9 protein-coding genes and 1 tRNA gene are annotated in these 10,766 nt (G+C 68.1%); 9 read left to right on the plus strand and 1 reads right to left on the minus strand.

The genetic code is table 11. From position 1 onward, the window contains the following. Positions 1-14 precede the first annotated feature (14 nt). The 7 genes from ACLBV5_RS12455 (at position 15) to ACLBV5_RS12485 (ending at position 7,158) form a co-directional block, all read left to right on the plus strand. Positions 15-91, plus strand: a tRNA-Met gene (locus tag ACLBV5_RS12455). Between the two features lie 469 nt (positions 92-560). Further along, the gene (locus tag ACLBV5_RS12460) at positions 561-1,802 is read left to right on the plus strand and encodes a putative DNA modification/repair radical SAM protein (RefSeq protein ID WP_278070216.1); all 1,242 of its coding nucleotides are present in this window, start codon (positions 561-563) and stop codon (positions 1,800-1,802) included. Next, the gene (locus tag ACLBV5_RS12465) at positions 1,802-3,253 is read left to right on the plus strand and encodes a UdgX family uracil-DNA binding protein (protein ID WP_447605865.1); all 1,452 of its coding nucleotides are present in this window, start codon (positions 1,802-1,804) and stop codon (positions 3,251-3,253) included. The genes ACLBV5_RS12460 and ACLBV5_RS12465 overlap by 1 nt, the downstream gene beginning before the upstream one ends. A gap of 50 nt (positions 3,254-3,303) precedes the next feature. Next, positions 3,304-4,332: an Ldh family oxidoreductase gene (locus ACLBV5_RS12470; protein WP_447605866.1), complete on the plus strand. Its 1,029-nt coding sequence runs from the start codon at positions 3,304-3,306 to the stop codon at positions 4,330-4,332. Between the two features lie 132 nt (positions 4,333-4,464). Beyond that, positions 4,465-5,394 (plus strand): dihydrodipicolinate synthase family protein, encoded by a 930-nt coding sequence (locus ACLBV5_RS12475; protein ID WP_253122785.1) that lies wholly within the window; start codon positions 4,465-4,467, stop codon positions 5,392-5,394. Between the two features lie 12 nt (positions 5,395-5,406). Then, positions 5,407-6,405 (plus strand): 4-hydroxyproline epimerase, encoded by a 999-nt coding sequence (locus ACLBV5_RS12480; protein ID WP_303705539.1) that lies wholly within the window; start codon positions 5,407-5,409, stop codon positions 6,403-6,405. Positions 6,406-6,489: 84 nt separating this feature from the next. Then, entirely contained in the window at positions 6,490-7,158 is a 669-nt protein-coding gene (locus ACLBV5_RS12485; protein WP_303705538.1) for a GntR family transcriptional regulator, read from the plus strand. 21 nt (positions 7,159-7,179) lie between these two features. Here the strand turns inward: ACLBV5_RS12485 and ACLBV5_RS12490 are convergent, their stop codons facing one another. Continuing rightward, positions 7,180-8,058: a TSUP family transporter gene (locus tag ACLBV5_RS12490; RefSeq protein WP_134582133.1), complete on the minus strand. Its 879-nt coding sequence runs from the start codon at positions 8,056-8,058 to the stop codon at positions 7,180-7,182. Between the two features lie 98 nt (positions 8,059-8,156). Here ACLBV5_RS12490 and ACLBV5_RS12495 point away from each other — a divergent pair, with 98 nt between their 5' ends. Next, positions 8,157-9,326: a M24 family metallopeptidase gene (locus ACLBV5_RS12495; RefSeq protein ID WP_447605867.1), complete on the plus strand. Its 1,170-nt coding sequence runs from the start codon at positions 8,157-8,159 to the stop codon at positions 9,324-9,326. Then, complete coding sequence (locus ACLBV5_RS12500; protein ID WP_447605868.1) at positions 9,323-10,573, plus strand: NAD(P)/FAD-dependent oxidoreductase; 1,251 nt, start codon at positions 9,323-9,325, stop codon at positions 10,571-10,573. Before ACLBV5_RS12495 ends, ACLBV5_RS12500 begins: the two co-directional genes overlap by 4 nt. Positions 10,574-10,766: the final 193 nt, after the last annotated feature.

The following is a 10,766-nucleotide window of genomic DNA, read 5'->3' on the forward strand; positions in this document are numbered from 1 at the left end:
ACACACCGCCTTGCCGCGGGATGGAGCAGCCCGGTAGCTCGTCAGGCTCATAACCTGAAGGTCGCAGGTTCAAATCCTGCTCCCGCACCCAAGTTCAAAACCCCCGAAGCTCATGCTCCGGGGGTTTTTGCTAATCTATGCCCTCTCTCAGCCCGACAGGCTCGATCACAGGGCAGCGCCGCAGGGCTATCTGGGCGTCGGTTGAACGTCGGCTTGATTTCGACTGCGCAGAGCGACCACTCCTGGCGCTGTTGTATCGTTCGTTCTGGCGATGGGCGTGGGAGCGATCCCTGCGACGGTGTTCAACGACGACCGCGTGTAGACGGATCGAGTTCTCACGGCCGGCGGTTGGATGGATTTCGGCTTTGAGGTCGGCCAAGCGAGCGAGTTTGGGGCCCTGCCGCGTTCGACGGCTCGTCGGGCGAAGCCGGTCAGCCAGAGCGGGGCCGAGCTTTTTCAAACATCCTTGGCGCGGCGACGCTGCGACGAGTCTTGCGTTCGACCAAAAAAGCGCTGCGGTGACGCTGGACCTGGTCTGATGCGGAACATATCATGAACTTATGGCTCAGATCGATCTTCGACGAAAGCTGGCGGTTCTGGCGGACGCCGCCAAATACGACGCCTCCTGCGCCTCGTCCGGCACGACAAAGCGCAACTCCCTGGGCGGGCGCGGGATCGGCTCGACCGAGGGCATGGGCATTTGTCACGCCTATACGCCCGACGGTCGGTGCGTCAGCCTGTTGAAGATTCTGCTGACCAACTTCTGCATCTACGACTGCGCCTATTGCATCAACCGGGTGTCGTCGAATGTCGAGCGGGCGCGCTTCACGGTGCAGGAGGTCGTCGACCTGACCCTGGCCTTCTACAAGCGCAACTACATCGAAGGGTTGTTCCTATCGTCCGGCGTGATCCGCAACGGCGACTATACGATGGAGCAGCTGGTCGAGGTCGCGCGGCGCCTGCGCGAGGATCATTACTTTCGCGGCTATATCCACCTGAAGCTGATCCCAGAGGCGGACGCGCGGCTGGTGGAGCTGGCGGGCCTCTATGCCGACCGACTGTCCGCCAATATCGAGCTGCCACGCGACGAGGCCCTGGGCCGTCTAGCCCCCGAGAAGGACGCGCGGACGATCCGCAAGGCGATGGGGCAGGTGCGGCTGAAGCTGGAAGAGGCCAAGCCGGAAAAGCGGGACCGTAAGCGCCCGCCCGCCTTCGCCCCGGCCGGTCAATCGACCCAGTTGATCGTCGGCGCCGACGGCGCGCCGGACACGGAGATCATGGCCCGCAGCGCCGCCCTTTACGGCGGCTATGGCTTGCGCCGGGTCTATTATTCGGCCTTCAGCCCCATTCCCGACGGCTCGAGCCTGCTGCCCCCGACCAAGCCGCCGCTGATGCGTGAACACAGGCTCTATCAGGCCGACTGGCTGATGCGTTTCTACGGCTTCACTGCGCCCGAGATCGGGGAGGGGACCGACGAGGGCATGCTGGATCTGGCCGTCGATCCCAAGCTGGCCTGGGCGCTGCGGCGCCGCGAAGCCTTCCCTGTCGACGTGAACCGGGCGGCGCGCGAAACCCTGCTGCGGGTGCCGGGGCTCGGGGTGAAGGCGGTGGACCGCATCCTGTCCGTGCGGCGGCATCGCACTTTGCGGCTGGAGGACGTCGGTCGGCTGACGCGGTCGATCGAGGCGGTGCGGCCGTGGATCACGGCGCTGGATTGGACGCCCGGCGGTCTGACGGACGCGGCCGACCTGCGCGCGCGCCTGGCGCCGCAGCGCAAGCCCGAGCAGTTGAGCCTGTTCTGATGCGCACGGCGGTCCTGGCCGATCCGTTGGATTTCGACGGCTGGCGCAAGGCGGCGCGGCGGCTGCGGCTGGCCGACATCGAGCCGGGCCGGGTGAAGTTCGCCGTGGGCGCGACTGGGGGCGGCCTGTTCGACGAGGGCGGCGCCCTGCCTGAGGTCGAAGGCGCTTTCACCGCGCCGCGCGCGTTCTTGGAAACGGCGGCGCAACTGATCCAGCATCGGTCCGAGGATCGCTTCGACCTGATGTATCGCCTGCTGTGGCGGCTGAAGGATCAGCCGAACCTGATGGCCGTCCTGTCCGACCGGGACGTGGCCGAGGCGGCGGATCGGGTGAAGGCGGTGCGCCGCGCCGCCCACAAGATGAAGGCCTTCGTGCGCTTTCGACAGGCGCAAGACGAGGCGGGCGAGCGCTGGGTCGCGTGGTTCGAGCCCGCCCATCGGGTGCTGCAGGCGACGGCGCCCTTCTTCGCGCGCCGGTACAGCGCCATGCGGTGGTCGATCCTGACGCCGGACGGGGCGGCGCACTGGGACGGAACGCTTCTGACCTTCGGCCCGCCCGCCGATCAGTCCCAGGCGCCCGCCGAGGACGCGGTGGAGGATTTCTGGCGCACCTACTACGCCTCGACCTTCAATCCGGCGCGGCTGCGGCCTCAGGCGATGCGGTCGGAAATGCCCAAGCGTTACTGGAAGAACCTGCCCGAGGCGGCATTGATCCCGGAACTCACCGCCGCCGCGTCGGTTCGCACGGAGGCTATGGTGAACCAGGCCGCGCACACGCCCAATGACAGGTTCCAGCGCGTTCGCGCGCCGTCGGTGGATCGCGCGGCGACGGATGATCTGGTCCCCGAAGGCCTGGACGAGCTGGCGCGCGGCGTTCAGGGATGCCGCCGCTGTCCGCTGTGGCGCGACGCCACCCAGGGCGTTTGCGGCGAAGGACCGAAACGCGCGGCCTTGATGGTCGTGGGAGAACAGCCGGGCGATCAGGAAGACCTGGCCGGTCGGCCCTTCGTCGGCCCCGCCGGGCGTCTTCTGGATGCGGCGTTCCAAGAGGCGGGACTGGATCGCGGCGACCTCTACCTCACCAATGCGGTCAAGCATTTCAAGCACGAGCCGCGCGGCAAGCGTCGGCTGCACAAGACGCCCAATGCGGGGGAGGTGCAGGCCTGCCGCTGGTGGCTGGATCATGAACGGCGCCTCGTCAGGCCGGAGCTGATCCTGGCTCTGGGCGCGACGGCGGGGCTGGCGGTGCTGGGACGAAAGCCCGCCGTCCAGGCCGAACGCGGCCGCGTGCTCACGACCGAGGACGGCGCGCGGGTGCTGCTGACGGTGCACCCGTCCTACCTGCTGCGCCTGCCCGATCCGGCGTTGCGCGCCGAGGAACGAAGGCGTTTTCTGGCTGACCTGTCCGTCGCCCGAGACGCGCTTAAGAGAACGGACGCTAAACGGGCTTGAAGTTTTTGCCCGCGCCCATATCGTATACGATTGTGTTGCGGGAGAGCGATATGAGCGTGTTTGAGGCCCAGGAAACGGTCGCCTTGTCGATTGACGAGGTGTTCGCCCTGTCGCGACGGGTGCTGACGGGGGCGGGGCTGTCCGTTCCGCATGCCGAGGCGGTGGCGCGCGCCATCACGGCGGGCGAGCGGGACGAGTGCGCCTCGCACGGGCTCTATCGTCTCCCCGGCTGCGTGATGACCATTCACTCGGGCAAGATGTCGCTGGACGCCGAGCCGGTCATCACCGACGCCTCGCCCGCCCTGGTGCGCGTCGACGCCCGTTACGCCTATTCCCTGCTAGCCTTTGAACGAGCCGCCCCGCTGTTGGCGCAGAAGGCCAAGGAGGTCGGGGTGGCGGCGCTGGTCATCAACAACTGCTTCCATTTCTCTGCCCTGTGGCCCGAGATCGAACACCTGACCGGCATGGGCGTGGCGGCCCTGGCCATGACGCCGAGCCATTCGTGGGTGGCGCCGGCGGGCGGCAAGCGCGGCCTTCTGGGCACCAATCCGATCGCCTTCGGCTGGCCGCGTCCGGGGCCGCACCCCTATGTCTTCGACTTCGCCACCAGCGCCATCGCGCGCGGCGACATGGCGCTGCACGACATCGCCGGCAAGCCGATCCCCGAGGGCTGGGGCGTCGACGCCGAGGGGCGGCCGACGACCAATGCGCGCGCGGCTCTGGACGGCGCCATGCTGACCTTCGGCGGGCACAAGGGCTCGGCCCTGTCGACCATGATCGAACTGATGGCGGGCCCGTTGATCGGCGATCTGACCAGCCGCGAATCGATGGCCTTCGACGACGGCGCCAAGGCGGCGCCCATGCATGGCGAACTGATCCTGGCGTTTGATCCGGACCTGATGGGCGGCGGAGATCCCGAAGCCAACGCGGCGCGGGCCGAGGCCCTGTTCGCCGCCTTCGCCGACCAGGGCGCGCGCCTGCCGTCGCAGCGCCGGTACGAGGCCCGCGCGCGCAGCCTGGCCAACGGCGTGCGCACCCCCAAAGTCCTGTACGACCAGATCATGGCCCTTGGGTTCTGACCCGAGGCGGCCAAGCCGACCAGCAGGCGTGAGAGCGGATTTTTAAAGGTCCTCCAGGGCCTTGATCGGTCACCGCTTCCGGCTTAATCATATACCGTATACGAAATAAGCAAGCTCGGGAGGGAGCAGCACATGGCGGGAATGAAGTTGGATTGGACCGGGGTGATTCCGGCGGCCACCACGCAGTTCAATGAGAGCCTGGGGGTCGATTTCGACTCCACCCAAAAGGTTCTGGACGGCCTGATCCGTGATGGCGTCGACGCCATCATTGTCATGGGCACTGTGGGCGAGAACAACTCGCTGGAGCCAGAAGAAAAGCGCGCTGTCCTAAAGGCGGCGGTCGAGGTCGTGGACGGCCGCGTGCCGATCATCACCGGGGTCAGCGAACTGACCACGGCGCGGGCGGAGGCCTACGCCAGGGACGCCGAAGACATCGGGGTGGACGCCCTGATGGTGCTGCCGGCCATGGTCTATGTGCCGACGCCGGCGGAGCTTGAGGCGCACTTCCGCGCCGTGGCCGCCGCCAGCGGCCTGCCCAACATGCTGTACAACAACCCGCTGATGTATCGTCAGACGCTGAACAACGACGACCTGCGCCGCCTGTCGGACGTGCCGAACATCGTCGCCCTGAAGGAAAGCGCCCCGGACTCGCGCCGCATCACCGACATCTTCAACGAGCTGGGCGACCGCTACTCGGTCATGGTCGGGCTGGACGACGTGGCGCTGGAAGGCATGATCCTGGGCGCCAAGGGCTGGGTCTCGGGCCTGACCAACGCCTTCCCCGAAGAGTCGGTGGCCCTGGTCAAGGCGGTTCAGGCCGGCGACATCGCCCGCGCCCTTGAGATCTATCGCTGGTTCATGCCGCTGCTTCACCTGGATTCGGTTGCGGATCTGGTCCAGTCGATCAAACTGTCCGAGATGATCATGGGTCGCGGTCACGAACGGGTCCGCATGCCGCGCATGCCGCTGGCCGGCGCCCGCCGCGCCGAGGTCATCGCCATGGTCGAAAAGGCGGCGGAAACGCGCCCGATCGGCTCGGGCAAGGCCACCAAGATCACCTGATCGGGAGCCCAGATGCGCGACGTCTTTTTCTGCATCGACGGTCATACCGCCGGCAACCCGGTTCGCCTGGTCGCCGGCGGCGCGCCCCTGTTGTCAGGGGCCAGCATGGCCGAGCGGCGGCTCGACTTCCTGAGCCGCTACGACTGGATCCGCACCTCCTTGTGTTTCGAGCCGCGCGGCCACGACATGATGAGCGGAGGCTTCCTGTATCCGCCGACCCTGCCGGATGCGGACGCGGGCATCCTATTCATCGAGACCAGCGGCTGCCTGCCCATGTGCGGCCACGGGACGATCGGCATGATCACCTTCGGGCTGGAGCATGGCCTGATCCGGCCGCGCACGCCGGGCCGGCTGAAGATCGAGGTCCCTGCGGGCGTTCTGGACATCGCCTATGAGACTGAGGGCGATAAGGTGACCTCGGTGCGCATCCGCAACGTGCCGGCCTATCTGGCGGCGCAAGGCATCGAGATCGACGTGCCGGGCCTCGGCCCGCTCAGCGTCGATGTGTCTTACGGCGGCAACTACTACGCCATCGTCGAACCGCAGGGCGCCTACACCGGCCTGGACGACCTGGGCGCCAGCCGCATCATCGAACTGAGCGGTCTGGTGCGCGAACGGGTGCGGGCGGCCTTCCATCCGGTGCACCCGGACGAGCCTTCGATCAACGGCGTCAGCCACGTGCTGTGGGCCGACAAGCCGAAGGGCGAGGGCGCCGACGGCCGCAACGCCGTCTTCTATGGCGACAAGGCCATCGACCGCAGCCCCTGCGGCACCGGCACCTCGGCGCGGCTGGCCCATCTGCACGCCAAGGGACGGCTGAAGGTCGGCGACGCCTTCGTCCACGAAAGCTACATCTGCAGCCGGTTCATCGGCCGGGTCGAAGCTGAAACGACCGTGGGCGACCACAAGGCCATCGTGCCCTCGATCGAGGGTTCGGCGGTCGCCACAGGCTTCAACACCATCTGGATCGACCGCACGGATCCCTTCTGGGCCGGCTTCCAGGTCGTCTGAGCGACTGGCCGTCGTAATTGCGCACGGCGCACGTTATGGCTGGGCCGGGCGACCGGCCCAGCCTTTTTCGACTCGATGAACCGCATGGCCGCATCTCCGTTTGAAGTCCGCACGCTGTCCGACCGCCTGATGGAGGTCGTGCGCGACATGATCCTGTCGGGGGCGATCGCGCCTGACGTGCCGATCCGGCAGGACGCCCTGGCGGCCGACCTGAACGTCTCAAAGATCCCCCTGCGCGAGGCGCTTGTGCGGCTGGAGCAGGACGGACTTGTGGTGTCGCACCCCAACCGGGGCTTCTTCGCGCGCGGCATGAGTGCGGCCGAGGTGGAGGAGATCTTCGAACTTCGCCTCAAGCTGGAGCCGGACGCGGCGGCCGAGGCCTGCCTCGTCGCGGATGAGGCCCGGCAGGACGAGGCTCTGCAGGTGCTGGCGCAGTTGAATGCGGCGGCGGCTGGAGGGATGCCGACGGTCGGCCCTCTGAACCGCGCCTTCCACATGGCTCTGGTGCAGCCGGGCAAGCGCGCCCTGACCGCGGAAATCACCACCCGCCTCCACGTCATGGCCGACCGCTATGTGCGCAAGCATCTTGAGCACAAGGGGCGCCATCTGACGGCCGAAGCCGAACACCAGGACATCCTTCAGGCCTGGCTGGCCCGCGACGCCGATAAGGTGCGCCGTCTGGTGGCCGACCACCTGCAGCACACCCTGTCCGACCTGCGCGAGGAGTTCGCGCAGGGCGACAGGCAAGGCTGATCAATAGCCTTGCCCGCAACCTCAGCCCTGTTCGACCGGGACGGGCTGCTGACGGGCCTTCAGGGCGGTCATCAACAGATTGACGGCCGCGTAGAGCACCACCACCACCACGCCCCAGCGCAGCACCGTCAGCGGCAGGGAGGTGATGACGAAGGCGGCAAGCAGCACCGCCGGTATCCCCCCGATGGCCATCCCCAGCACCAGCCGCAGATCGATGCGTTCGCTCTTGATGAAGCGCAGGCTCGACACCGGCATCAGGAAGGCGCAGGCGCCCATCATGATCGGGAAGGCCGCCGTGGGGTTCATGCCCATCAGGCTGAGCATGATCAGCGAAGGCGCATAAAGGCCGATGCCGAAGCTCATCAGGGCGCCCATCAGCACATGGGCCAGGACGGCGATCAAGAACAGGTTGCCGTCCAGGGCGACCGCCTCTCCGCCCGCAGGCATCAGGTTCAGATTGGTCATGGCGTAAAGGGCGGCGGCGATCAGCAGGGCCGCGCCGACCACGATCTGAACCGCGCGCACCGGCAGACGCAGCACGATGGGCGCGCCGATGACAGCCCCCAGGATGGAGGCGCCGATGCAGGCGATCAGCAGCACCGGATCGACCTGGATCAGCTTCATGAAGACCAGCCCCTGCATGACCGTCGGCAGGCAGTGGCCGGCGTTCAGCACCGCCGGAAGAAAGCTGTCGGGAACGAGTTTGCGGAACCGCAGCCAGGCCGTGGTCGGCGCAAAGGAGCCGATGCCCAGCGCATCGAAGAAGTTGGCGACCGCGCCGATGGCTATGCCTTCGGCCTTGGGTTTCAACGCTCCGCGCGCCTTGGCGGTGCGGACCAGTTGGACGGCGTAAAAGGCGGCCAGCAGCGCCAGCGCCGTCAGCAGAACGGCTATAATCATGATGTTTCCCTCCCCCGAGGTCCTCGCCGCCCTTTACGAGCGATCCGAGGAATGAAAGAAAACATGACTAGAAATCAGATACAATATACATTCGAGCCATGACCTTTCTTCCGCCCAGCGCCCCGCCCATCACCGTCGCCGAACGACAGGATCGCGTCGCCGCCCTGGCCGCACGATTGAGAGCCGATGGGCTGGCGGCCCTGCTGGTCGGACCTACGGCGTCGCTGCGTTATTATACGGGACTGGACTGGCATCCGTCCGAGCGGCTGACCGGCGCGCTGATCCATGTCGACGGCCGGGTCCAGTACATCTGTCCCCGGTTTGAGCTGGACAAGGTGGCCGGGCTGACGGCGGGCGCCGTCGCGGGCGACATCCTGACCTGGGAAGAGGAAGAAAGCCCCTACGCCCTGGCGGCGGCCAGCCTTCCCGAGGCCGGCGTGCTGGCGATTGACGATCAGGCGGCGGCCTTCATCTGGCTGGGCCTCAGCCGCGTTCTGGGCGCCGATCGCGTCACGGACGGCGGCCCGCTGATCGTCGCCCAGCGCAGCATCAAATCGGCGGCCGAGATCGCCCTTCTGACCCGCGCCAAGGCCATCACTCTGGAGGTCCAGCGCCGCACCCGTCACTGGCTGAAAGCGGGCGTCCTCACCTCCCAGGTCAAGGCCTTCATCGACGCCGAGCACCGCGCCCTTGGCGGCGAGGGCGGGTCCTGGTTCTGCCTGGTCTCCTTCGGCGACGACACCTGCCTGCCGCACGGGGGCGAGGGCGACCGCGCCCTGGGGGCGGATGATGTCGTGCTGATCGACACCGGGACCCTGGTGGACGGCTATCACTCGGACATCACGCGCACCTATGTCTTCGGCGAGCCGAGCGACGACTTCCGCCGCGTCTGGGCGCATGAGAAGGAAGCGCAGGCCCGCGCCTTCGCCGCCGCGGCCGTGGGCGCCCCCTGCGCCAGCGTCGACGCCGCCGCGCGCGACTATCTGACCGGTCTCGGCTACGGTCCCGACTACCGCCTGCCGGGCCTGCCGCACCGCACCGGCCACGGCATCGGTCTGGACATTCACGAAGCGCCCAATCTGGTGCGCAGCGATGTTACGCCGCTGGCGCCCGGCATGTGCTTCTCGAACGAGCCGATGCTGGTCATTCCCGGCCGGTATGGCGTGCGCCTCGAAGACCATTTCTACATGACCGAGGCCGGGCCGGTCTGGTTCACCGAGCCGTCGCATAGTCTGGACGACCCGTTCGGAGAGGACGCGGCGGCATGACGACAGCCCGGCGCTGGGCCGTCGTCGGCGGGGGGCTGGTGGGGGCGGCGACGGCACTTCGCCTTCAGGCGGCCGGTTTTGAGACGACGCTGATCGACCGGGGCGACTCGCGACGCGGCGCCTCCTTCGGCAACATCGGCCACATCGCCGCCGAGCAATGCGAGCCCATGCCCTCGCCTGCGACCCTCAAGGGCGCCGTGGGGCGGCTGTTCGCCTTTGGCGGGCCGCTGGACTTCCGCGCGCGCGATGCGTCCTTGTGGGGGCCGTGGGCGCTGCGGTTCCTGGCCGCGTCGCGTCCGGCGGCGGTCGCTCACGGCGCCGAGGTCCTGGCGCATCTGCTGGACGATCCGGTCGGCGCCTGGATGCGTCTGGCCGCTCTGGCCCAGGCGCCCGAGAGCCTGATCCGGGCGACGGGCCACTCGGTGGTCTGGTCCACGCCCGAAGCGGCCCGGCGCGGGCTGGCCGGTTGGAGCGCCGCGCGCACCGGCGGGGCGCGCTTCCGCGTGATGGAGGCGGATGAACTGGCCGCCTATGACCCCGTCCTGCGTCAGCGTCCAGCGGGCGGAATCCGGTTCACCGGCACGGGTCAGGTCAGCGAGCCGCAGGCGGTGCGCGACGCCCTACTGGCCGCCTTCGCCGCCAAAGGCGGGCAGACGGTTCACGCCGATGCCGCCGCCATCCGGCCCGTGGCCGACGCCGCCGAGGTCGCCCTGTCGGACGGAACAGTCATCGACGCCGATCGCGTCGTGGTCGCGGCCGGGGCCTGGTCGGAGCGCCTGATGCGGCCTCTGGGCGTGCGCGCGCCTCTGATCGGCGAGCGGGGCTATTCGGTGCAGTCGGCCCAGCATGACTGGCCCGAAGATCTGCCTCTGACCGTGTTCGAGGACCGCGCCCTGGCGGTCGCTCGTTTCGACGGGGGCCTGCGCGCCTCCAGCCACGTCGAGTTCGGCGCCGCGTCTGCTCGGCCCGATCCGCGTAAGTGGCGCAGCATCGAGGCGCATCTGCGCGACCTGGGCGTGGCCTTCTCGGCCCAGCCTGACCGGTGGTGCGGCCCTCGGCCGACCCTGCCGGACTATCTGCCCGCCATCGGACGGCTGAACGCTCACCCTCAGGTGCACTACGCCTTCGGTCACCAGCATCTGGGCCTCACGACGGCGGCGCGAACGGCGGAGATCATCGAGCAGATGGCGCTGGGCCGGCCCGCGCCTGCCTGGACCAAGGCTCTTAAGATCGAGCGCTTCGGCTGAGATTCCGGGGGCGCCGATGGCGCGGCGAAGGGGCGAGACCGGGCCGTAGCGTACAGCCCCGCCGGCGTTCGTCGCCCTGGCTCGAGCCTGTTCCTGGTTGAGGCGACCCACGGCTCAAACTTGCCGTGAGGTCGCGGCGCTGCGGCAAGGCGATGGCCGAACCGCTCCTGCTACGGTCACAATCGCGCCAACT

Source organism: Brevundimonas sp. M1A4_2e, assembly GCF_053345555.1.

What these genes read in the sequence shown, in the direction of transcription:
- ACLBV5_RS12470 (WP_447605866.1), top strand. Translation starts at nt 3,304, where the DNA reads ATGAGCGTGTTTGAGGCCCAGGAAACGGTCGCCTTGTCGATTGACGAG.
- ACLBV5_RS12490 (WP_134582133.1), bottom strand. Translation starts at nt 8,058, where the DNA reads ATGATTATAGCCGTTCTGCTGACGGCGCTGGCGCTGCTGGCCGCCTTT.
- ACLBV5_RS12500 (WP_447605868.1), top strand. Translation starts at nt 9,323, where the DNA reads ATGACGACAGCCCGGCGCTGGGCCGTCGTCGGCGGGGGGCTGGTGGGG.
- ACLBV5_RS12475 (WP_253122785.1), top strand. Translation starts at nt 4,465, where the DNA reads ATGGCGGGAATGAAGTTGGATTGGACCGGGGTGATTCCGGCGGCCACC.
- ACLBV5_RS12495 (WP_447605867.1), top strand. Translation starts at nt 8,157, where the DNA reads ATGACCTTTCTTCCGCCCAGCGCCCCGCCCATCACCGTCGCCGAACGA.
- ACLBV5_RS12485 (WP_303705538.1), top strand. Translation starts at nt 6,490, where the DNA reads ATGGCCGCATCTCCGTTTGAAGTCCGCACGCTGTCCGACCGCCTGATG.
- ACLBV5_RS12465 (WP_447605865.1), top strand. Translation starts at nt 1,802, where the DNA reads ATGCGCACGGCGGTCCTGGCCGATCCGTTGGATTTCGACGGCTGGCGC.
- ACLBV5_RS12460 (WP_278070216.1), top strand. Translation starts at nt 561, where the DNA reads ATGGCTCAGATCGATCTTCGACGAAAGCTGGCGGTTCTGGCGGACGCC.
- ACLBV5_RS12480 (WP_303705539.1), top strand. Translation starts at nt 5,407, where the DNA reads ATGCGCGACGTCTTTTTCTGCATCGACGGTCATACCGCCGGCAACCCG.